Origin of the sequence: Massilia antarctica (assembly GCF_015689335.1) — a bacterium.
GTDB classification, from domain to species: Bacteria; Pseudomonadota; Gammaproteobacteria; order Burkholderiales; family Burkholderiaceae_D; genus Telluria_A; species Telluria_A antarctica.
Genome location: NZ_CP065053.1, coordinates 2,223,128 through 2,244,794, shown reverse-complemented (window position 1 = coordinate 2,244,794; position 21,667 = coordinate 2,223,128). Strand labels below are relative to the sequence as shown.

Here is a 21,667-nt window from a genome sequence, read left to right as displayed (position 1 = left end):
TCGAAAGACTTCATATGGAAATCCGTCCCATCCTTTCCGCGCTCCTGCGCAGCAAGACCGGCGCCATCCTGGTGGCGCTGCAAGTGGCGATCAGCCTGGCGATCCTCACCAACGCACTGCATATCGTCAGCGTGCGCCAGGCCGTGGCCGCGCGGCCGAGCGGCATCGCCGGCGAGAGCAGCGTCTTTCACATCCGGGTACGCCACCTGGTCGAAGGCAGCCACCAGGAACAACTGGCGCGCCAGCAGGCCGAAACGCGGGCCCTGCGCGCCATCGGCGGCGTGCTCTCGGCCGCTTTCGTCAACCAGGCGCCCATGTCGCAATCGGGCTGGTCCTCCAGCGTGGCGCCGTCGCGCACCGCGGGCGACGACATCCCGTCCGCCGCCATGTACTACTCGAGCGATTCGCTGGTCAAGACCTGGGGCCTGGAACTGGTGCAAGGGCGCGACCTGAAGCCGGAAGATGTCCTCGACATCGACGGCAACACCGCGCCCGACGACCTGTTCCCCAAGGCGGTACTGGTTACCCGGGCATTGGCCGACAAGCTGTGGCCCGGTGGCGGCGACGCGGTCGGCAAGACGCTTTACTTCGGTAGCGGCGAGGAAGCCAATAGCGCGACCGTGGTCGGCGTCATCGGAACCTTGCAGACCCAGGGCGCCGAAGTGGCCGCGCGCGGCGCCTATTCGCTGATTGTCCCGATGCGCAAGACCTTCTCCAGCACCATGTATGCGGTGCGCAGCGACGCAGGGCAGCAGGAGCGCGTCATGAAAGAAGCCGACGCCGCGCTACGCGCCAGCAACCAGGGCCGCGCGATCGTCACGAGCAAGACGGTCGGCGCGGACCGCGAGCAACGCTACCAGGCCGACGTGGCGCTGTCGTGGATGCTGATCGCGGTCAGCGTGCTGCTGCTGCTCATTACCGCCAGCGGCATTGTCGGCATGGCCAGCCTGTGGGTCACGCAGCGCCGCAAGCAGATCGGCGTGCGGCGCGCGCTGGGGGCGCGCCGGGTCGATATCCTGCGCTACTTCATCACCGAGAATTTCATGATCACCAGCGTGGGGGTGGTGGGCGGCGTGCTCGCGTCGATCGCGCTCAATCAGCTGCTGGTCAGCAAACTGGAGATGGAAAGACTGCCGTTGGCCTACCTGGTGGCGGGCGCCGGCGTGTTCTGGGGGCTCGGCGTGGCCGCCGTGTACGGGCCGGCCTGGCGCGCCGCCAGCATTTCGCCGGCGACGGCCACCCGCAGTGCCTGATGGCGATGGTATGCTAGCGGCCATGCCTACTGTACTGATCATCGACGACAACGCCGCCGTCGCCATCGCCCTCGATGTCCTGTTTTCGCTGCACGACATCGGCGCGCTGCGCGCCACCTCGCCCGAAGAAGGCCTGGCCATCCTGGCGCGCGCCAGCGTGGACCTGGTCATCCAGGACATGAACTTTTCGGCCGATACCACCTCGGGCGAGGAAGGCACGGCGCTGTTCCGCGAAATCCGCAAGCGCCACCCCGACCTGCCGGTCATCCTGCTGACCGCCTGGACCCACCTGGACGCGGCGGTCGACCTGGTCAAGTCGGGCGCGGCCGACTATCTGTCCAAGCCGTGGAACGACAACCGCCTGATCGCGACGGTGACCAACCTGATCGAACTGGGACAGGCCAACCGCTCCTTGCAGCAGCGCGTGCGGCAGGAACGGCGCGCGCGGCGCGACCTGGAGCAGGGTTTCGACTTGCGCGGCATGGTGTGGCAGGATCCTGCCACGGAACGCATCCTGCACCTGGCCTGCCAGGTGGCGCGGGCCGACGTGCCGGTGCTGATCAGCGGCCCTAACGGCACCGGAAAAGAACGCATCGCCGACATCATCCAGGCCAATTCGCTGGTGGCGGACGGGCCGTTCGTGGTGCTCAATTGCGGCGCCCTGCCGGCCGAATTGATCGAGGCCGAACTGTTCGGCGCCGAAGCGGGCGCCTACACCGGTGCTTCGCGCGCGCGCGAAGGCAAGTTCGAGGCGGCCGACGGCGGCACCCTGTTTTTGGATGAAATCGGCAACCTGCCGCTGGCCGGCCAGATGAAGCTCTTGCGCGTGCTCGAAACGGGGCGCTTCGAGCGCCTGGGATCGAACCGCGAGCGCCAGGTGAAGGTGCGCGTGATCAGCGCCACCAACGCCGACCTGGGAGCGATGATCCGCGCCGGCACCTTCCGCGAAGACCTGTTTTACCGCCTGAACGTGATCGAACTGCGCCTGCCGGCGCTGGCTGCGCGCCCGGCCGACATTTTGCCGCTGGCAGCCGCCTTTCTCGCGCGCGGCAAAAGCCTGCACCACTGCGCCCAGGCCGCGCTGCTGGCGCACGCCTGGCCGGGCAATGTGCGCGAACTCAAAAACGTGATGGCGCGCGCCAGCCTGCTGGCGGCCGGCGACATCATCAAAGCCGGCGATCTTGGCCTGCCGCTGACCTTGACGGCCAGCACCGGCATCGAGGTGGAGCCGGACCGCGACGCCATTGTCGGTGCCATGAGCCGCGCCAACGGCGTGGTGGCGCAGGCGGCGGCCGACCTGGGGCTGTCGCGCCAGGCGCTGTACCGGCGCATGGAACGCCTCGGGATCGCTCGCTAGCAATGCGCATGCACTCGTCGCTGCGCCTGTCCCTCGTCACGCGCTGGACCGCCCTGGTGGGCACCCTGCTGGCCCTGGGCATCCTCATCGCGCTGGGGTTGGACCACCTGCTGCCGGGGCGTCCGCTGCTGGTGCTGGCCCTGTCGCTGGCATGCGTCGTGCCGATCGCGGTCATTACCATGCGCGCCCAGATCCGGCCGATCCTGTCGCTGTTTCGCGCGCTCGAAGGCACCGTCACCAGCTACAAGGACGGCGACTTTTCCTTCAGCCTGTACTGGCCCCAGAACGATGAACTGGCCGACCTGGTGGCGAGCCACAACGCCCTCGGCAACGTCCTGCGCGAACAGCGCCTGGCGCTGGTGCAGCGCGAACTGCTGCTCGATACCATGGTCCAGAACACGCCGGTGGCCATGCTGCTCGTCGGTGAAGGCGCGGGGAACACGGGAGCGATCGTGTACGCCAACCTGTCGGCGCGCCAGATGCTCGGCGACGGCCGCAAGCTCGAAGGCCATCGCCTCTCCGATATTCTCGACCAGGCCTCGCCCGCGCTGGTCGATGCACTCGCGCGCGGCGGCGACGGCCTGTTCACGGCCGGCGACGGCGAGGACGAAGAGGTGTATCACCTGGCACGCCGCAGCTTCAGCCTCAATGGCCGCAAGCACGAACTGCTGCTGCTGCGCCAGCTGACCCACGAACTGCGGCGCCAGGAAGTGCAGACCTGGAAAAAAGTCATCCGCGTCATCAGCCACGAACTGAATAATTCGCTGGCGCCCCTGACTTCCCTGGCGCATTCGGGCGCGGAGCTGGTGCGGCGCGGCCAGACCGAGCGCCTGCCGCAAATCCTGGAAACCATCGAAGAGCGCACGCGCCACCTGGAGAGCTTCATCCTCGGCTACGCGCGCTTCGCCAAGCTGCCCTCGCCGCGGGTCGAAGAGTGCCCGTGGCCCGCCTTTGTCAGCCAGCTGGCCTCGCAGGTGGCCGTAACGGTGGCCGGCACCTTGCCGCCGGAACCAGCCAGGTTCGACCCGGCCCAGATGGAACAGGCTTTGCTCAATCTGCTCAAGAATGCCCACGAATCGGGCTCGCCGGCCGCCGACGTGACCCTGCAGGTGCGCCTGGCGCCGGGCATGCTGCGCATCGAGGTGATGGACCGCGGCCAGGGCATGAACGACGCCGTGCTGACCAATGCGCTGGTGCCGTTCTACTCGACCAAGCGCAGTGGCACCGGTCTGGGACTGGCGTTGGCGCGCGAAATCGCCGAGGCCCACGGCGGGCGCATCACGCTCGGCAACCGCGACGGCGGCGGCCTGATGGTGACCCTGATCCTGCCGGCGTAAGCGGGCGAAATGGTAAGATCGGGTTCCATTTCCTCCCCCGCCTGCGATGTCCGACACCCCTGCTTCCACCCGCTTCAACGCACCCGGCCACCCGCCGGCCACCATCACCGAATTCAAGGGCGTGCGCTTCCTGCACCTGGGTACCTCGTGGGTGCAGGGCGCCATGCGCCTGGCCAAGCCGGATAACATCGAGCTCGAATACGTGCAGATGATGATGATGTGGATGCTCTTCCTAGACCATCCGAAGCACATCGTCCAATTGGGCCTGGGCAGCGCGGCGCTCACCAAATTCAGTTATCAGCGCTTTCCCGCGGCGAGGGTGACGGTGGCCGAGCTCAATCCCAACGTGATCGACGTCTGCCACGCCCATTTCGGCCTGCCGCCGAACGATGCGCGCCTCGACGTGCGCCAGATGGATGCGATGGATTTCGTGCTCGATGCGGCCAACCACGGCACGGTCGACGTGCTGCAGGTGGACCTGTACGACGAGGAAGCGCGCGGGCCGGTGCTCGACTCGCCCGAGTTCTACCAGGCCTGCATGGATTGCCTGTCCGACGACGGCATCATGACCACCAATGTCTTCGGCGATTTTTCCAACTACGACAAGAACCTGCAGAACATGGAACTGGTATTCGACGCCGTGGTGTGGCTGCCCGAGGTGCACGACGCGAACATCGTCGTGCTGGCGTTCAAGCGCGCGCCGTCGATCGATTTTTCAGTGTTGTACGAGCGCGCGGGTACGATCAAGAAGAGCATGAACCTGCCCGCCAAGAACTGGGTGGCCGGCTTGAAGGGCTGGATGCAGGACCAGCAGCAGTAGCAAGCCGATATAAGCATATAAGCGCAGCACATAAGTGATGCGCGCGCGCGGGGTACGTAGTCGAGATTACAGCCTTTTGTGGGTCAAGGCACGCAATATTGCTGTCATTGCACGCATTTACAACACTCTGTCATGACTCGTTGCACGTGTCAAAACTCGTCAGGTAGTATCGTTTCACATTGGCTGGCCCCACGCGGGTGTGACCAGTGACTTCCCGTAAAAATGAAAAGAAACGAGACATCTACATGACGAATTCCCCAGGCAGCCCTCACCTCAAACGCACCTTGCTCGCATCGGCCCTCCTGCTCGCGCTCAACAGCACCTATGCGCAGCAAGGCACCGCCCCCGCCGCCCGCAGTGGCGAGGACACCCCCGCTTCCGTCGTGATCCTCGGTTCGCGCTCGACCGCCAAGACCTCGCTCGATACCGCCGCGCCGGTCGGCCTGATCAACATCAAGGACATGCAGACCGCCGGCCCGCTGGAACTGGGCAAGCTGCTGCAAACCCTGGACCCATCGTTTAACTTCTCGTCGACGTTCATCAGCGACGGCACCGACATCATCCGCCCTGCGACCCTGCGCGGCCTCGGCCCCGACCAATTGCTGGTGCTCGTTAACGGCAAGCGCCGCCACCAGCAGGCGCTGGTCAATGTGCAGCAAACCGTCGGGCGCGGCTCGGCCGGTACCGACATCAACGCCATTCCGCTGTCGGCCATCCACCACATCGAAGTGCTGCGCGACGGCGCGGCCGCCCAATACGGCTCCGACGCGATCGCCGGCGTGATCAACATCGTCCTCAAGACCCAGACCAACGAAACGCAATTGAGCAGCAGCGTGGGCACCACCTCGGAAGGCGACGGCGACCTGATTTCCGGCAGCGCGAACCACGGCTTCAAGCTGGGCGAGAACGGTTACCTGAACCTGTCGGTCGAAGGCCGCCGCCGCAACGAAACCAACCGCGCCGGTCCGGATTCGCTGCGGGTCGACCCGCCGCGCGTGACCCAGCGCATCGGCGACAGCCTGGCCAAGGATGCTTACCTGTGGTGGAATGCCGCGCTGCCGATCGACGACAGCAGCGAAATCTACTCCTTCGGCGGCATCTCCAAGCGCACCGGTGATTCGGCGGGCTTTTTCCGCTCGCCGGGCGACGGCCGCACCGTGCCTGCCGTGTACCCGAACGGCTTCCTGCCGAACATCCTGACGACGGTGAAAGACGCCTCGTTCGCGGTCGGCTACAAGCGCGAACTGGCCAACGACTGGAAGTTCGACGTGAGCGTGAACCACGGCCGCAGCGAACTCGGTTTCCATGAGCGTAATTCGCTCAACGTCAGCTACTGGTACGAGCCGAAACCGTCCGGCGGCATCTACGCCGAATCGCCGCTCGAAGCCGATACCGGCAAGCTGAAATTCAACCAGACCACCTTCAACGCCGACATCCGCGGTCCGCTCAAGTTCGGCGACAAGACGGTGCAGCTGGCGACCGGTTTCGAGTACCGCCGCGACAACTACGCCATCGAAGCGGGTGATCCGGTTTCGTACCAGTACGGCCGCACCAACAACCCGGCCATCAAGATCTTCGACCAGACCGGCGGCATCGCAGCATCGGGCGCGCAAGGCTTCCCGGGCTACACCCCGGGCACCGAAGTCGATCAGGGCCGCCACAACATCGCCCTGTATCTCGATGCGGAACACAACATCACCGACAAGCTGCTGGTCGCCGGCGCGGTGCGCTTTGAAAAGTACTCGGACTTCGGCAACACCACCACCGGCAAATTGAGCATGCGCTACGATCCGACGCGCCAGTTCGGCATGCGCGGCAGCGTGTCGACCGGTTTCCGTGCGCCGAGCGTGCAGCAGAAGTTCTACAGCTCCGTGTCGACCAACCTCAATTCGGCCGGCGTGCTGACCGAAACCCTGACCGCGCGCGAAGGCAGCGCCGTCACGCGCGCCTTCGGCATCTCGCCGCTCAAGGAAGAGACCTCGAAAAGCGCCAGCATCGGCATGATCCTGCGCCCGATGCCCAACTTCTCGGTCACCGCCGATCTGTACCGCATCAAGATCGACGACCGCATCGTCTTCTCCAGCAATATCGCGCCGGAATCCGGCAACTGCGTGCCGGCTTCCAAGTGCCCGATCAAGTCGATTCTCGATCCGCTCAAGGTCGGCCAGGCCCAGTTCTTCACCAACGCGATCGACACCACCACGGACGGCCTGGACATCGTGGCCGAGCACACCACCAAGTGGAGCGGCTCGACCCTGGTGCTGTCGGGCCAGATGGGCTTCAGCAAGACCGAAGTCAAGGCGCGTAAATCGCAATCGCCCGTGCTGACCGGCGCCCAGCTGTTCGACGACGCGCAAGTGACCCTGATCGAGCGCGGCCAGCCGCGCAAGAAGCACGTCATCGCCGCCGACTACACGACCGGCGCATGGAACGTGAACACCCGCGCCAACTACTATGGCTCCGTGCAGGGCCAGGGCTTTACCGCCCCGTACATCCAGACCTGGGAATCGAAGTGGCTGGTCGACATGTCGCTACGCTATGCGTTCACCAAGAAGATCAGCGCATCGATCGGCGTGAACAACCTGTTCGACACCTACCCGACCGAGTGGGACAAGACCAAGGCCGCACCGTTCCCGCAACTGGGCTTCACCCACTGCTGGGAAACCTGCCCGATCGGCATCAACGGCCGCCAGATGTACGCGAAGGTTGACTGGGCTTTCTAAGCTGGACGACGTTGCATGACAAGGCCACGCCGGCGACGGCGTGGCTTTTTTTTGGTTCTGTCACCATACGGTGTTGGTACAACGATTTTCCTTGTGTTGACCCGTCGGGCTCGCAATAAACGCGGTACGCCGGCGAGCAAACGGGGCATCTCCCGTGAAGAGGTTGCCGTACTCACCGCTGTGGCCCGAAGCTCGCGCAACAGCTTCGTCGTGGTCCTGCCCTCGCTTCGAGCGCTGCAACGGCAGGCGCTGCTCTTGGACCGTGCTGAAGCGCGACACCGTCCTGGTTTCGGACTCCCGAGCGCTTACAAGACCGCCGCGAAGGCGCTGGGCATCGTACTGGCGCTATCGGCCTACCGACTGAGGCAAGGCTATCAACGCGAGAAGAACCATTCGGTGAATTCATCAGCAACCTCAGGGGTCATTTCGAGCACGGCCGCTGCTACATTGCCAAATCCTTTGGCAGCGGCAACCGCTGAGAGTGCGCAAGCGAGGAAGCCCCCGTCCCATTCGCGAGCGGACGCTTGAGCAACCAAGCCAGGCAGTGCCGCGAGCGCTGCAGAATAAGCGACCTGCAAATCATCGGGTATAGGAACTTGTTTCTCCTGTCGCCAGGCTTCTACGACGGCAGGAAACTGGAAGTAGGTGGAGTCAGCGGTTAATGGGGCAGTTGCCAGTGCCCGCACCACATGGGGAACGGCCGCGAACGATGCGGTGTAAACGTCGTTTTGATGAGCAAGGGCACTCCACAGGGAAAACCACGGCTCCTGGTCGCCGACAGCCGAAGGAAGCGAATCGAGCTGCCGCAGGAGGTCCGGGATGTCGGATGCGTGGCCGTATGCGTGTTCAAGCTCGCCCCACCTCGAACTGTCGAGAGCGAGGCACGGAAGATCGGAGACTGTAGTCATGGCTTCAATAGGATGCGAGGCAAGGAGGTTAGTGTACCAAGCCGTTCGCACGCCGCCATCGTTGTTGCCAGGGCATCAGACAGGCGAGAAACAAACCCACCAACACAGTTTAGTGACAGAGCCCTTTCCTAGGATATGGCGGTTTTTCCACCTTGGAGAACTTGCGACCAGTACTTACGAGGTATACACTTTGTATATATAAAAGTCTCGCGAGGTAGGCAATGCAAAAGGAAGCCGTTTTTACAATGAAGCTGGAGCCCGAGTTGAGGGAAGCATTCATGGCCGAAGCAGCGGCAATGCATCGACCGGCATCACAGATCGTTCGGGAAATGATGCGTGAATATGTCGTACGACAACGAGAGGCCCGGGAATATGATGAATTTCTACACCTGAAGGTGGAAGTTGCACGCCAGTCCATGAACGCAGGCAAGGGACGCTCCAACGAAGACGTTGAAGCGAGGTTCGCCGCCCGCCGTGCTGAGTTAATTAGTGTGGCCGAGAAGTGAACGTTTACTGGACGCCGGAGGCCGAACAGGACCGATGGGAGGTATTCGAATACATCGCCAAAGACAAAGTAACGGCAGCGGTCGACATGGATAATCTGTTTTCGCAGGCGGCGTCCAAGCTGGCGGAGTTTCCGCTACTCGGGCATGCGGGGAAAATTCGCGCCACGCTTGAGTTCATTGTTCACGAAAGTTATCGTATCGTGTACGAGATCAACGGCGAAACACTATGGATTTTGGCACTTGTGAGCACATCGCGCCAATGGCCCCCTGCGGCCTGACCCAGAACTACGTCGTGCCGTCCCCCCTATGCCGGCACGTGAATGCGCGCCTTGATGTGCTTGAGGTTGACGACGATCGTGAAGATCATCACGACCAGCAAAGACCACGAACTCCACTTCCCGACATGCACCATCGACCACGCGCCAAGCTGGTTGGGGTACTTCCAGATGCCGAAAAAGGTGCTGATGTTTTCGGCCAGCCAGATGAAAAAACCGATCAGCACAAAGGCCAGCAGCAAGGGCATGCGGCGCTCCACGTCGAGCGGGCGCATGATGACGGTCGACCTGGCGTACAGCCCGAGCGCGCACGCCGCCACATACCAGCGATAATCGCCGATGTAGTGGTGCGTGAAAAAATTGACGTAGATGAGGAGCGCGATCACCACGCCCATCCAGTGCGGCGGATGATGGATCACCCGCAAATCGAACAAGCGCCATGCCTGGATGATGTAGCTGCCGACGGCCGCATACATGAATCCCACAAAGAGCGGCACGCCGAACAGCTTCGTGTACGCAAAGTCCGGGTAGGACCATGACTGGATGCTGCCCGAGGTCTTGAACACTTCCAGCGCAAAGCCGATCACGTGAAACAAGGTGATCGCCTTGAGTTCATCGCGCGTTTCCAGCCTGGCCCACATCATCCAGCCCTGGATGGCGAGAGCGACGACCAACAGCACGTCGTAACGCGGGATTCCCCACAGGCCCGCGCGCGGCACCGAAAACACGGCCGCGAAGAACAGGCCCACGAACAGGCAGGCGCGCGCTTCCTTCATGCCGAAGTAGAGGAATTCCACGCCAAAGCGGGACAAGCCGGTGAGCCCGGGCCTTGTGTGAAAACTCAGCAGATGCGCGTCGACTGCGCTTGGACGCAAGGAAAACAGCCGGGACAGGATATGGGCGGCCATACGAATGAAGAACTCCAAGGTGACGAAAGCGAAGGCGGGATTGCGATGCTGGCACCGGCATCTTAACCCAAGCCGCCCGCCGCGCCGGCCGGGCGCTAGCGCCGTCCGCGCCACCACAGCAGCAGCATCGCCGCCGCGAACAGCAGCGCAAACGGCCATGCCGGCAGCGGCACCGTGCCCGCCGCCGCCGCTGCCGGCGTACGCGCCGCGTAACGCGCCGTGGCGTCGCGCCGCTGCGCCTTTTGCCACAGGGGCCAGTCGTCCTTGTCATACACATACAGCTTGCCGGCCTGCGGCTTCGCGCCCCCGGTGTGCATCGCCAGCCAGCCGGCCTTGCGCGGCCATACCGCCACGCAGGAAGCGTCGGCCTTGTCCGGGCGGCGCTGCCAGGCGAGCGTCTGTTTCAATTCGGGGAAGGTGACGTCGCCCTGCACGCCGAGCGCGCACACTTCCAGACGCCGGCCGGGCAGCGGCATCTCGTGCGGGTCGAGCCAGGCCACGTCCTGCGGCCGCTCGATGCCGGCGCGATCGAACACTCCCTGCCACCACAGGGCAAGCGCCTGCGGCTCGCTGATCGCGTAGCGGTGCCAGTCGGCCACGCCCAGCCAGACGATGCGCCCCTTGTCCCACTGCCGCGTCCAGATCCTGTCCCCCGCCGCACTCCACGGACCTGACGCCGTCCCCGGATTGAGCGGCGCCGACACAAGCGCCAGCGGCGTGCCGGAAGGCCGGGCATCCGCCTGCTCCCTCAATTCCAGCTGAACGGCGCGTGCCCACAGCTGCTTGTCCTGCGCGTTCGCCGCCAGGATCACCAGCGGCGTGCCCGCCGCCACCTGGGCCAGCAAGGCTGCCCGCGGGCCATCGCCCAGATGCTCGATATGCGCGGCGTCGGCCACCAGCAGATTGGGCTGCGCGAGCGCCGTCGCCGGGCTTTCGCTGCGCGTGACGGTCTTGCCCAGGGTGACTTGCCAGTCCAGCGCCGCATGGCTGTCGACCAGCAGGTCATTGAGCGCGCGCGCATCGAACGAGGGTGCGCCAAAGCGCCCCATCACCCGCAGCGGCACCGGCGCCGCTACCGAAAACGGCACCGGGCCCTGCGCCGCCACCTTGCCGCGGCCATCGAGCATGCGCGCAGTCAGTACCAAGGTCTCGGCCACCGGAGGCAGCCACTGCACCGTCAGCGCCGCGCCATTGCCGGCGACATCGGCGATCACCTGCTGGTTCTCGGCCAGCAGTTGCAGGCGCCAGCTGGACGCCTGGCTGCGGCGCACAGTCAGCGCGAACATGCGCCCAAGGGGCAGGTCACGCGGAAAATCCAGGTGCAGCACCTCGCCAGCTGGTGTCTCCCACAACAGCGGCCGCGCCGGCAGGTCGTGCCATTGCGCGGCGCTCAAACCATCGCCGGTGAGCTTCACGGTCGCCGCCTCGTTCAGGTCGATGGCCTCGGCCTCCGAATCGATCGACAGCGTCCCGGCCACCCCGGCCGGCATCGGAAAGTCGCCGACGATCACGCCCAGCGCCGCCGCGGCCACCACGATCAACAGCGCCTCGATCCACTGGCGCCGCCACAGGTAGACGGCGGCGCTGCCGATCCCCATCAGGAAAATCAGGCCGGCAGCGATCATCGGGGAGCTCCGTCGCGCAGGGCGCGGGTAAAGGGGGTTTGTGGAGTGGCCTTGGCCTGCAACAGGATCGGCGCGCGGTCGATGGCGCCGCGCAGCCAGGCACGCAGTACCGGGCGGCAGTCTGCGCAGCCGTCGGCCACGTCCTGCACGGCGCGCTGCGCTTCCAGGCGCTGCGCTTCGTTCGCGATGCGTTCGCGAATCCACGCCTGCGCGTCGCGGCTCCACAGGGCGGGCAAGGCGCCATCGGCGTCGAGCGCTTCGATCAGGCGCCGTACCTCGCCGGGAATCGGCACGGCCGCGGCGCCCTGTTCGCGGCGGTAGCTTTTGGTACCCACGACGTCGCCGGTCATGCGGATTTCTTCCTTGAGCGCGGGCGGCACGAAGGCGGTCTTGTGCAGGTAGATGCGGTCGGCCTGCTGCAACTGCTTGATCGCTTCCAACGCCTTGTGTTCGGGCGCGAGTGCGCTCGCCGGCGTGATCGCGCGCAGGGATTTTTCGGCATCCCACATGGCGCTCAGGGCGCGCCGCAGGACCTTCTTGGTCGACTCGTCGAACAGGGTCGCGTTCTCGGCCTGGTCGTGCATGTGACCGAATTCGGCAACCACGTCGTGTTTCTCTTCCTTGTCGTGATGCTCCTCGCCGCCGAACAGGGTCGACTCCTCACCGAGGAACTGGCCGTAACGGCGCCGCAACTGGGCCTGGTCGTCGGCAATGGCCTCGCTGCGCGAACGCACGGTGGCCGGGTTCATGCCTGGCGTCGCCTTCAGGTCAGCCAGCAGCTGCTCGGTGTCGATGATGATCTGACGCTGGCTGCGCAGGTTCTCGGGCTTGACCAGCATTGGCTGCGCCGACGAGTCGTCGCTCTCTTCCACCGGACCGGGGAGGCGCAGGGTGTAGGTGGGCGAGACGGTCGTATGCGCTCGCTCGGCATTGTCGGTCGCGCGAACGAAAAAATACAGATCGTCGCCCGGCTCCATGCCCAGCTCCGCCAAGGTCCATTGCTTGTGCCAGGTGCGCGTGCGCGGATCGTTCGACTCCGGCAGCGGCAGTTCGCGGTCGCTGAAGCGGATGTTTTCGCCGCTGCCGCGCGCCAAGGTCAGGTGCAAGGTGGCGCGCCGGACCTGGTAATCGTCGCGCACCGCCAGCGCGATGGTGGCACTGGCGGCATCGCGCGCGAGCGTGTGAACCATATCGCGCGGCGCCGACATGGTGACCTCCGGCGCCTGGTCGGCAATCACGCGCAGGTTGTAGCGCGCACCGCGCCAGCGCCAGAACACCGATTCCGCCGCGACCCAACGCGCGCATGCGCGGCCGATCTTGAGCGTCTGGCCGTCGCTCAGCTCAATGGGCGTGTCCACCGGCTGCGGCGCGCGCAAGCACCATTCGACAATGCTGTGCTCCGGCACCTGGAGTTCGCGCGGCGCACCGTCGGACATGGCCACGCCTGTGTATTTGGGCGGCGTTACGCGCACGGTGATCTCACTGGTCTGCTTTGCGATCAAGGCCTTGATTTCGCGCGGCGTGGATGGCACGGCCTGCACCTGGCGCCATGCGAACAACGCCAGTGCCGCGCACACGCTCAACGCGAGCCAGCGCGGATCGAAGCGCACGCGCTCACTGGCAATCGCCGCGAGTACGTCGTCGGTGAGCGTGGTGGCGATGCGCGCCAGGAGGCGGCGGCGCTGGAGCTGGCCGATGGCGCTGGTGGCCCCCGCCAGCAGCGCACTGCTGTCTTCCAGCGCGGGCACGGTGGCATCGATCCAGCCGATCCAGTCGCGCCGCACGCGCGCGCGCATGCGCCGGCAATCCCATACCGCCCACGCGCTCCACGCCACAATGCCGGGGAACGACAGCAGCAGCAACCATGGGAGAATCGTGGCAAACCACAGCGGCGCGCGCCGGCGCGTGGCGGCGAACTGCAACTGGTCGATGATGTCAGCGTCGGCTTGCATGGGCCAGTATCCGTTCCACTGCAAACAAGCCAAGCAGTATCAGGGTGAGCAAATAGCGCAAGGCGCCGCTGGCTTGAAACGGCGTGGCCGACGACGCAGGCGCGATCAGTTGTGACGGCATCGTATAAGGCACGGGCGCGTAATGCAGCCGCTGCCAGCTCTCGAACAGGCGGCGCGCGGCGTCCGGGCCCGCTGGCGGCCATGCGCCCGATGCCCAGACGCGCCCGCGCGCGCTGTCGGCATAACGGATGCCATCCGCCTGCGCCGCCTTTTTCAACTCCGGGAAGGCGGCTTGGTCGCCGGCCCACCATAACGGCGCGCGCAGGCTTGCGGGCGGCGCCTGCGGCACGTCCCAGATCACCAGTTCGGGCGCGCCATAGGCCGTGCCGTCGGGCACTTCGTCAATTTTGTAGCGGCGCGGGCCATCGAGCGCGGCGAACATGGCGCGCCACCGTCCGGCGCGTTGGCTGACGATGACAACGCGCTGCTCGGTGCTTGCGAACGGCGGCGCCTTGCTGCGCACCTCGATCCGGTGGCGCGAGCGTGGCGGCATGGCGGGCATCGGCACATTACCGAGTACCAGCAGGCGCGAATCGGGCCGCCATTCGCGGTCGTGGCGGGCCAGCCAGCCGAAGGGATCGTCCGCCGGGACGGCAATCCAGCTGGCGTCGTACAAACCGGCCTGTTTGATCTGGCGCTCGGCCCAGACGGTATCGGTACCGGCAAGTATCAGCACCGCATCGCGGCGCCATGGCAGCACCAGGTCGGCCAGCCAGGCAATCACGGCCACCAGCAGCAGGCAGCGCACCAGAAGCAGCAAGCGCTCGGTCCAGCGCCACACGCGCAATTGCTGCGGATCGGCGCGCGGCAGGAAGCGCGCCGTGGCCAGCGGCTCCTGGCGGATGCGCTGGCGCCGCTGGCGATGCCACAGCACCGGCAGCGCCAGCACGGCCAGTCCCAGCCACCAAAGGACGTTCACGCGCGTCCGCCCTGGCGCAGCCACGCGCGCAGCACGGCGGGCAGCGGCTCCTCGATGCAGGCGGCCAGCGCCGGAATATCGTTGCGGCGGCACTGCGCCAGCATGCGGGCGAAGTGTTCGTCGCGGTTCTTGCGGTACACGCCGACCGTGTCGGCAGCGAAGCGAAACACGCCATCGGGGTTCTCAGGATCGCGGTACGTGGTCTCTGGTGGAAAGCTGGCGTCGCACTCGGCGCGCGTTTGCAGGCAAAGCAGACGCACATCGTGGCGCATGCGGCGCAGGCGCAGCAGCGCTTCGGCCTGGCCGGAGGGCCAGTCGAGAAAGTCGCTGGCGGCGAACACCAGGCTGGGCGCGCGCACGAACGGCATGCTGGCGCGCAGGGTGTCACTATCTGGCAGGGCGCCGCCGGCTTCGACGCGCTTCAATTGCGCCAGCACGCGCTGCATCTGGCGCGGGCCGCGCGCGGCGGGTGTGAACTGCACGCGCTCCCCGCTGCAGACGACCAGGCCGAAGGCGTCGCCCTGGCGCTGGGCGATGGCGGCGATGCAGGCCAGGATGGTGCGCGCGTACCAGAGCTTGTCGAGCCCCGCAACGCCGCTGCGGCTCGGTTCCGCCATCGATGCGGTGGCGTCGAGCCAGAGCCACACGGCCACGTGGCTGTCGCGTTCCGCCTCGCGCACGTAGTAACGGTCGGCGCGCGCGAGCAGCTTCCAGTCGACCCGGCGCCATTCGTCTCCGGGAGCGTAGGCGCGGTATTCGGAAAATTCGACGCCGGCGCCGCGCTCGCGGCCCGCATGAATGCCGTGACCGAGCCCCGCCAGCACATGGCGGATGATCAGGTTCAGGTCATTGGTGTGCGCGAGCAGCGCGGACGTCGACAGCATGCGATGGCTAATCCTTGTCGGCGCGGATCTCGGCGCGCAGGGCGAGCAGGATGTCGGCAATCGCCACGCCGTCGGCTTCGGCCTCGAAGTTGCGCAGCACGCGGTGCGCCAGCACCGGCAGCAGCATCGCGCCGATGTCGTCGCGCGTGACGGCCAGGCGGTTGTGCATCAGCGCGCGCGCCTTGGCGGCCAGCACCAGCGCTTGCCCGGCGCGCGGACCGGCGCCCCAGCCGACATGCTTGATGACGGCGGCCACGTGGCTCTCTTGCGGGCGCGTGGCGCGCACCAGGCGCGTGGCGTAGCGCAGCAGGTGCTCGCCGATTTCGATGTCGCGCACCAGCTTTTGCAGGCGCAGCAAACTGTCCACGTCCATCACTTGCGGTGCATCGGCCAGGCCGGCGTGGGTGGTGCGCGAGACCATCATCATCTCTTCATCTTCGGTCGGGTAGCCGACGTCGATGCGCAGCAGGAAGCGGTCGAGCTGTGCTTCCGGCAGCGGATAGGTACCGGCCTGCTCGATCGGGTTCTGCGTGGCCAGCACGAAGAACGGCTTCGGCAGGCCGTGGGTAACGCCGCCAAACGTCACCGCGCGCTCCTGCATCGCTTCGAGCAGGGCGGACTGGGTCTTGGGCGGCGCGCGGTTGATTTCATCGGCCAGCAGCACCTGGGTGAACACCGGGCCAGGCTGGAAGCGAAACAGACGTTGGCGGGTAGTCTGGTTTTCTTCGAGGATTTCGGTGCCGACGATGTCGGACGGCATCAGGTCGGGCGTAAACTGCACGCGCCGGAACTGCAGGTCGGTGGCCTGGGCCAGCGACTTGACCAGCAAGGTCTTGCCCAGACCCGGCACGCCCTCGACCAGCGCGTGGCCGCCGGCCAGCAGGCAGATGACGAGCGACTCGATCACCTGGTCCTGGCCCACGATCACGGTCGACATGCTCGCCTTGAGCGCGCCGATTTTTGCCGTCAGGTCGGCGATGTCTTTTTCGTTCCACGCTTGCGCATCATGTTCCGGCACTATCAGGCTCCCAAAGCATACTGAATAATATTGACCGCGAAGCGGGTATTGTCGACGACCAGCCAGCGCTTGTTGCGGAAGTCGTAATCCCACTCGCAGCCATAGTCCTTGTTCGAATACAGCACCCGCACGCGCCCGTTGATGTCGATCGCCTTGAGGTAATCGTGTACCAGGTCGTCGCCCCAGCCATTGAGTTCGTTCCCCGTGTTGGGCGGGCCGTCGAACTGGAAGAAGCTCGAATACACCGGGTGATTGTTGGGGATCTTTTTAAGCGCCTTCGGTCCGAAGATGCGCGCCAGTTCCGCCTCGAAGGACTTGGCGAACAGGCCGTCGATGTCGTGGTTGCAGTCGTCCACGAACACAAAGCCGCCGCCGCGCACGTAGCGCTCGAAATTCTTGCGCTCGGCGGGCGTGAACTGCACCAGCTTGTGCCCCGCCAGGTAGCAGAAAGGCGACTCGAGCATCTTCGCATCCGACAGCGGGATCACCCGCTCCACCGGATCGACGCGCAGGGTGGTGTACTCCACCAGCGAATTGAGCACGTTGCTGGGCATGCGGATGTCCACGTCCCAGTCGCCCGACTCGTACATCAGGCGGGTGAAGTAGAAATCGTAGCTGCGCATGGCCTGGCCTACACCGCGTCCGACAGCGACGTGAAGTTGAAGTCGCGGATCTTCATCGGCGGGATCATCATCTGGAAGTTCACTTCATCGCCGCCGATGATCTGCGGCTTGCCCAGTTCATCGAGATTATTGAGCATCGAGACCGGGCTTTCGTTGAAACGGAAGTTCTTGACCGGGTGCTTGATCTTGCCGTTTTCGACGTAGAAGGTGCCGTCGCGCGTGAGACCGGTCAGCAGCAGCGATTGCGGATCGACCTCGCGGATATACCAGGTGCGGGTGACGACGATACCCTTCTTGGTCGAGGCGATCATTTCGTCGAGCGACTTGCCGCCGCCCGCCATGATCATGTTGCCGTGACGGCCGCTGGCCCTGACCTTTTGCTTGTTGGCCCAGAACAGCGAGTAGTCGAGCGAGACGATCTTGCCGCTCCTGATGATGTCGGTGCGTTCGCGCGGAAGCATCGAAACCGTGTCCCAAGGGCGCACCGGCACGTCCTTGTCCCACGGGTCGGCCCAGATGTTGACCTGCTCGTCGAACAGCTTTTCGCCCAGGCGGTTGCCGCCGCCCTTTTTCGAGAGGAAGCTGCGGCCTTCGTCGGCGCGGCGCGCATCGAACGCGCCGAACATGCGCCCGATCAGCTCCGACGTGGCGGCCGGTTCCAGGATCACCGTGTAGCGGCCCGGCTCCAGGGCCTTGGCGTCCACCGAGCGCAGCGCCTTTTCGATGGCGACGTTGGAGGCTTCGCGCGCGTCGAACTTGCGCACGTCGTTGGCCGAGCGGGTCACCCAGCCCGAACCGCGCCCATCTTCCGTGCGGGCGGTACAGGTGAAGCTGACGTTGGTGTATTCGTGGTGGCCGAACACGCCGTTCGAGTTGGCGATGGTTTCGAAACCCGTGTTATCGACGAAGAAGCCGGCTGTCACCAGCTTGTTCTTGCGCCCTGCCAGGATGCTGTGCGAGGCCACCTCGGCGCGGAAGTCCGGATCGATGGCCGCGGTCTCGCGGGCAAAGGCGTTCGAATCCTTGTATTGCTGCTTGCCGACCGCCGGCATGAATTCGGGATTCTCGGGCGCCAGGCGGGCCACGTCTTCGGCGCGGCGCACGGCCTTTTCGAGCGATTTGTCGTCGAACTCATTGATCGAGGCGGTGCCCTGGCGCTTGCCGAAAGCGACGCTGACGGTCAGCTGCATGTTTTCGTTCAGGCCCGCCGTCGACACGCTGTTCTGCGCGTAGCGGATATTGCCGGTACGAGCGCCGTTGAGCACCACGCGGCATTCGTCGGCTTTGGAAAATCCGAGCACGCGGTCGCAGATGCGCTTTGCTTCTTCCTGGTTCAGCTGTTTCATGCTGCGTTTTCTCCTTAACCGATCTTGCGGGCGGTGTTGATGACGTTGATGCCGTTGAAGCGTGTGGTGGCGGATCCGTGCGACACCGCGCTGACCTGGCTGGGCTGCCCTTTGCCGTCGAAGAAGGAGCCGCCCATGCGCCAGTCGCGCTGGTCGCAGATGGCGCTGCACGCGTTCCAGAACTCCTGGGTGTTCGACTGATAGGCCACGTCTTCCAGGGGACCGGTGATCTTGCCGTTCTTGATCTCGAAGTACAGCTGGCCACCGAACTGGAAGTTGTAGCGCTGCTGGTCGATCGAGTACGAGCCGCGCCCGAGGATGTAGATGCCCTTCTTGACGTCCTTGACCATCTCGTCCGGTGTCAGGAGCTCCTTGCCGGCCGCGAGCGACACGTTCGGCATGCGCTGGAATTGCACGCTGTTCCAGCTGTCCGCGTACGAGCAGCCGTGCGACTCTTTCTCGCCGATGATGTGGGCCTGGTCGCGCGTGGCCTGGTAGTTCACCAGCACGCCGTCCTTGATGATGTCCCAGCGCTTGGCCGGCACGCCTTCGTCGTCGTAGCCGACTGCGCCGAGCGAACCCGGTTCGTTCTTGTCGGCGATGAAGTTGACCCGGTCCGCGCCGAACTTGAATTTCCTGGTCCGCCATTTGTCGAGCGTGGCGAAGCTGGTGCCGGCGTAATTGGCTTCGTAGCCGAGCACGCGGTCCAGTTCCGTCGGATGGCCGACCGATTCGTGGATGGTCAGGAACAGGTGTTCCGGCGCGAGCACCAGGTCGTACTTGCCCGGTTCGACCGTCTTGGCGCCGAGCTTTTCGCGCGCCTGGCGGCCGGCGGCGCGCGCGTCGTCCACGATGTCGTAGGACTTGGTGTAGAGCGTGGCGACACCGCCGGCGGCCTTGATTTTATCGGCCGGGCGGGCGTCGAAGTATTCGTACCCCATGCCGGCCGGCGCGGCCAGGCCGTCGCGCGTGCGGAAGCGGTTGCTGGCCTTGTCGACGGCGGTGGCGCTCAAAGGCGCCCACAGGCGGTGGATGTCCTGGTCGATGTAAGAGCCGTCGGTGGAGGCGAAGTATTTTTGCTGGTTGACCTGGAACAGGGTCGAGGTCATGAAGCTGGCGCCGGCGTCCAGGCCCGCCTTGTTGGCCGCGATCAGCATGTCGGCCTTGTCCTTGATGGGCACCGTGCGCCAGTCGCGCGTGAACGGCGTGGCCCATGCCACCTCGCCCACGCCCTTGACCGGGGCCATGCGCAGCGGCTCGCTTTGCAGTTTGCTGTTGGCGCGCGCGATCGCCACGGCCTGGCGCGCGGCGGCGGCGATGCTGTCGAGCGACATGTCGTTGGTCGAGGCGAAGCCGTAGGCGCCGTTGGCGATCACGCGCACGCCCACGCCGGATGATTCGGTGTTGACGATGTTTTCCACGTTCAGGTCGCGCGTGGTGATGAACTGGTTCAGGTAGCGGCCGATGCGCACGTCGCAATAGCTCGCGCCGGCCTTGGTGGCGGCGTTCATCGCGGCGTCGGCCAGCGATTTTTTGAACGCGATTGCGACCGGGTTCATTAACTCTTCAGCCGCGATGGCGTTGCCGAAGACGGGAACCAGGATGGCGCCAGCGGCGCCGCTGCTGATCTTGAGGAAGGTGCGTCGTTCCACTTTTACTCCTGCTACCGCGCAGCGAATGCCAGCGCTAAAATGAACATCCGTCGTTCCCGCGCCAAGGCTGCCCTCGGCGGGAACCCAAGTACGTACCGATAGCCATTGGTCCGCATGCAACTTGGGTTCCCGCCTGCGCGGGAACGACGGAGGTGACGGTTAGACCGCGTCCGACAAGGACGTGAAGTTGAAATCCCTGACCTTCATCGGTGGAATCAGCATCGAATACGGCACTTCATCGCCCGCGATCACCTGCGGCTTGCCGATCGCCTCGATATTGTTCAACATCGTCACCGGGCTTTCGTTGAAGCGGAAGTTCTTGATCGGATGCTTGATCTTGCCGTTCTCGATGTAGAACGTACCATCGCGCGTCAAGCCGGTCAGCAGCACCGACTGCGGGTCCACTTCGCGGATGTACCACGTACGCGTGACCAGCACGCCCTTTTTGGTACCGGCGATCAGCTCCGCGGTCGATTTATCGGTCCCGCCCATGATCATATTCCCTGGCGCGCCAATGGCGCGCACGCCTTTCTTGTTCGCCCAGAACAGCGAGTAATCGAGCGCCGATACTTTGCCATCCTTGATCATGTCCATGCGCTCGCGCGCCAGCATGTTGCCCGCGTCCCAGGGCATGACCGGCACATCCGTGTCCCACGGGTCCGACCAGATATTGACCTGCGCATCGAACAGCTTGTCGCCCAGGCGCGTACCGCCGCCCTTCTTCGACAAAAAGCTGCGGCCCTCGTCGGCCTGGCGCGCATCGAAACCACCGAGCATGAAGCCGATCAGGTCCGACGTTGCGGCTGGCTCCAGGATCACCGTGTAGCGGCCCGGTTCGAGCGCCTTGGCGTCGACCGAACGCAGGGCCTTTTCGATGGCCACGTCGGACGCTTCGCGCGCGTCGAAGCGCGCCACGTCGGTGGCGGAACGCTTGACCCAGCCCGACCCGCGCCCGTCTTCGGTGCGCACGGTACAGGTGAAGTCGATATTGGTCTCTTCCTGGTGCCCGAACACGCCGTTCGAATTGGCGACGGTCTGGAACGAGTGACTGTCGGTGAAGAAGCCGGCGCATACCAGCTTGTTCTTGCGGCTCGCCTCGATGCTGTAGGCCGCGGTCTGGGCGCGGAATTCCGGGTCGATGGCGGCGCTGGCGCGGCTGAACGTCTGGGATGCCTTGTACGCCTGCTTCGACACGGCCGGCATGAACTCCGGGTTTTCCGGCGCCAGGCGCGCCAGGTCCTCGGCGCGGCGCACGACTTTTTCGAGCGACTTGTCATCGAATTCATTGATGGTGGCGGTGCCCTGGCGTTTGCCGTACGCGACCTGCACCACCAGCGAAGCGTCGTTCACCAGCCCGGCGGTGGACACGTTGTTGCGCGCATAGCGGATGTTACCGGTGCGCCCGCCCGCCACGCGCACGGTGCACTCATCGGCCTTGGTGAGCGACATGATGCGGTCGGTGATGCGCTTGCTTTCTTCTTGAGTCAGAACTTTCATATGC

General features: G+C 65.0%; 18 protein-coding genes. 7 read left to right on the top strand and 11 right to left on the bottom strand.

Features of this window, described 5'->3' with window-relative positions; all coding sequences use genetic code 11:
* The first annotated feature begins 14 nt into the window (after positions 1-14).
* The 5 genes from IV454_RS10160 (at position 15) to IV454_RS10140 (ending at position 7,490) form a co-directional block, all read left to right on the top strand.
* Positions 15-1,253: an ABC transporter permease gene (locus IV454_RS10160; protein WP_206091374.1), complete on the top strand. Its 1,239-nt coding sequence runs from the start codon at positions 15-17 to the stop codon at positions 1,251-1,253.
* 22 nt (positions 1,254-1,275) lie between these two features.
* Complete coding sequence (locus IV454_RS10155; protein ID WP_206091373.1) at positions 1,276-2,610, top strand: sigma-54-dependent transcriptional regulator; 1,335 nt, start codon at positions 1,276-1,278, stop codon at positions 2,608-2,610.
* A gap of 8 nt (positions 2,611-2,618) precedes the next feature.
* The gene (locus tag IV454_RS10150; protein WP_082692600.1) at positions 2,619-3,947 is read left to right on the top strand and encodes a sensor histidine kinase; all 1,329 of its coding nucleotides are present in this window, start codon (positions 2,619-2,621) and stop codon (positions 3,945-3,947) included.
* 46 nt (positions 3,948-3,993) lie between these two features.
* The gene (locus IV454_RS10145; protein ID WP_206091372.1) at positions 3,994-4,767 is read left to right on the top strand and encodes a spermine/spermidine synthase domain-containing protein; all 774 of its coding nucleotides are present in this window, start codon (positions 3,994-3,996) and stop codon (positions 4,765-4,767) included.
* Between the two features lie 245 nt (positions 4,768-5,012).
* Complete coding sequence (locus IV454_RS10140) at positions 5,013-7,490, top strand: TonB-dependent receptor plug domain-containing protein (protein ID WP_054265795.1); 2,478 nt, start codon at positions 5,013-5,015, stop codon at positions 7,488-7,490.
* A gap of 374 nt (positions 7,491-7,864) precedes the next feature.
* Here IV454_RS10140 and IV454_RS10135 read toward each other — a convergent pair whose 3' ends face one another.
* Positions 7,865-8,398 carry a hypothetical protein gene (locus tag IV454_RS10135; protein ID WP_206091371.1) on the bottom strand — a complete coding sequence of 178 codons (534 nt, stop codon included), beginning with the start codon at positions 8,396-8,398 and terminating at the stop codon, positions 7,865-7,867.
* Between the two features lie 221 nt (positions 8,399-8,619).
* Here IV454_RS10135 and IV454_RS10130 point away from each other — a divergent pair, with 221 nt between their 5' ends.
* Positions 8,620-8,904 (top strand): antitoxin of toxin-antitoxin stability system, encoded by a 285-nt coding sequence (locus tag IV454_RS10130; protein ID WP_206091370.1) that lies wholly within the window; start codon positions 8,620-8,622, stop codon positions 8,902-8,904.
* Positions 8,901-9,182: a type II toxin-antitoxin system RelE/ParE family toxin gene (locus IV454_RS10125; protein WP_206091369.1), complete on the top strand. Its 282-nt coding sequence runs from the start codon at positions 8,901-8,903 to the stop codon at positions 9,180-9,182. The genes IV454_RS10130 and IV454_RS10125 overlap by 4 nt, the downstream gene beginning before the upstream one ends.
* A gap of 26 nt (positions 9,183-9,208) precedes the next feature.
* On the opposite strand, the gene IV454_RS10120 is transcribed toward IV454_RS10125, so the two are convergent.
* The 10 genes from IV454_RS10120 to IV454_RS10075 all read right to left on the bottom strand — a co-directional run bounded on the left by IV454_RS10120 (position 9,209) and on the right by IV454_RS10075 (position 21,663).
* Positions 9,209-10,087: a DUF817 domain-containing protein gene (locus IV454_RS10120; protein ID WP_206091368.1), complete on the bottom strand. Its 879-nt coding sequence runs from the start codon at positions 10,085-10,087 to the stop codon at positions 9,209-9,211.
* Between the two features lie 95 nt (positions 10,088-10,182).
* A complete protein-coding gene (locus IV454_RS10115) occupies positions 10,183-11,712 on the bottom strand; it encodes a hypothetical protein (RefSeq protein WP_206091367.1) in 1,530 nt (509 codons plus the stop codon).
* The gene (locus IV454_RS10110) at positions 11,709-13,664 is read right to left on the bottom strand and encodes a DUF4175 family protein (RefSeq protein WP_206091366.1); all 1,956 of its coding nucleotides are present in this window, start codon (positions 13,662-13,664) and stop codon (positions 11,709-11,711) included. Before IV454_RS10110 ends, IV454_RS10115 begins: the two co-directional genes overlap by 4 nt.
* Positions 13,648-14,643, bottom strand: coding sequence for a BatA domain-containing protein (locus tag IV454_RS10105; RefSeq protein ID WP_206091365.1), 996 nt, complete (start codon positions 14,641-14,643; stop codon positions 13,648-13,650). The genes IV454_RS10110 and IV454_RS10105 overlap by 17 nt, the downstream gene beginning before the upstream one ends.
* Positions 14,640-15,527, bottom strand: a complete 888-nt coding sequence (locus tag IV454_RS10100; RefSeq protein WP_054265788.1) for a DUF58 domain-containing protein — start codon at positions 15,525-15,527, stop codon at positions 14,640-14,642. Before IV454_RS10100 ends, IV454_RS10105 begins: the two co-directional genes overlap by 4 nt.
* 7 nt (positions 15,528-15,534) lie before the next feature.
* Positions 15,535-16,545, bottom strand: a complete 1,011-nt coding sequence (locus tag IV454_RS10095; RefSeq protein ID WP_206091364.1) for an AAA family ATPase — start codon at positions 16,543-16,545, stop codon at positions 15,535-15,537.
* 2 nt (positions 16,546-16,547) lie between these two features.
* A complete protein-coding gene (locus tag IV454_RS10090; RefSeq protein WP_054265786.1) occupies positions 16,548-17,168 on the bottom strand; it encodes a DUF4159 domain-containing protein in 621 nt (206 codons plus the stop codon).
* Between the two features lie 8 nt (positions 17,169-17,176).
* Positions 17,177-18,514 carry a TldD/PmbA family protein gene (locus IV454_RS10085; protein WP_206091363.1) on the bottom strand — a complete coding sequence of 446 codons (1,338 nt, stop codon included), beginning with the start codon at positions 18,512-18,514 and terminating at the stop codon, positions 17,177-17,179.
* Positions 18,515-18,528: 14 nt separating this feature from the next.
* The gene (locus IV454_RS10080; protein WP_206091362.1) at positions 18,529-20,166 is read right to left on the bottom strand and encodes a TldD/PmbA family protein; all 1,638 of its coding nucleotides are present in this window, start codon (positions 20,164-20,166) and stop codon (positions 18,529-18,531) included.
* A 159-nt stretch (positions 20,167-20,325) separates the two neighbouring features.
* Positions 20,326-21,663, bottom strand: coding sequence for a TldD/PmbA family protein (locus IV454_RS10075; RefSeq protein ID WP_206091361.1), 1,338 nt, complete (start codon positions 21,661-21,663; stop codon positions 20,326-20,328).
* Positions 21,664-21,667 lie beyond the last annotated feature (4 nt).

Coding starts and splice junctions, on each gene's coding strand:
- IV454_RS10130 (WP_206091370.1), top strand. CDS start 8,620: ATGCAAAAGGAAGCCGTTTTTACAATGAAGCTGGAGCCCGAGTTGAGG.
- IV454_RS10110 (WP_206091366.1), bottom strand. CDS start 13,664: ATGCAAGCCGACGCTGACATCATCGACCAGTTGCAGTTCGCCGCCACG.
- IV454_RS10150 (WP_082692600.1), top strand. CDS start 2,619: ATGCACTCGTCGCTGCGCCTGTCCCTCGTCACGCGCTGGACCGCCCTG.
- IV454_RS10120 (WP_206091368.1), bottom strand. CDS start 10,087: ATGGCCGCCCATATCCTGTCCCGGCTGTTTTCCTTGCGTCCAAGCGCA.
- IV454_RS10155 (WP_206091373.1), top strand. CDS start 1,276: ATGCCTACTGTACTGATCATCGACGACAACGCCGCCGTCGCCATCGCC.
- IV454_RS10115 (WP_206091367.1), bottom strand. CDS start 11,712: ATGATCGCTGCCGGCCTGATTTTCCTGATGGGGATCGGCAGCGCCGCC.
- IV454_RS10090 (WP_054265786.1), bottom strand. CDS start 17,168: ATGCGCAGCTACGATTTCTACTTCACCCGCCTGATGTACGAGTCGGGC.
- IV454_RS10140 (WP_054265795.1), top strand. CDS start 5,013: ATGACGAATTCCCCAGGCAGCCCTCACCTCAAACGCACCTTGCTCGCA.
- IV454_RS10100 (WP_054265788.1), bottom strand. CDS start 15,527: ATGCTGTCGACGTCCGCGCTGCTCGCGCACACCAATGACCTGAACCTG.
- IV454_RS10085 (WP_206091363.1), bottom strand. CDS start 18,514: ATGAAACAGCTGAACCAGGAAGAAGCAAAGCGCATCTGCGACCGCGTG.
- IV454_RS10135 (WP_206091371.1), bottom strand. CDS start 8,398: ATGACTACAGTCTCCGATCTTCCGTGCCTCGCTCTCGACAGTTCGAGG.
- IV454_RS10160 (WP_206091374.1), top strand. CDS start 15: ATGGAAATCCGTCCCATCCTTTCCGCGCTCCTGCGCAGCAAGACCGGC.
- IV454_RS10145 (WP_206091372.1), top strand. CDS start 3,994: ATGTCCGACACCCCTGCTTCCACCCGCTTCAACGCACCCGGCCACCCG.
- IV454_RS10075 (WP_206091361.1), bottom strand. CDS start 21,663: ATGAAAGTTCTGACTCAAGAAGAAAGCAAGCGCATCACCGACCGCATC.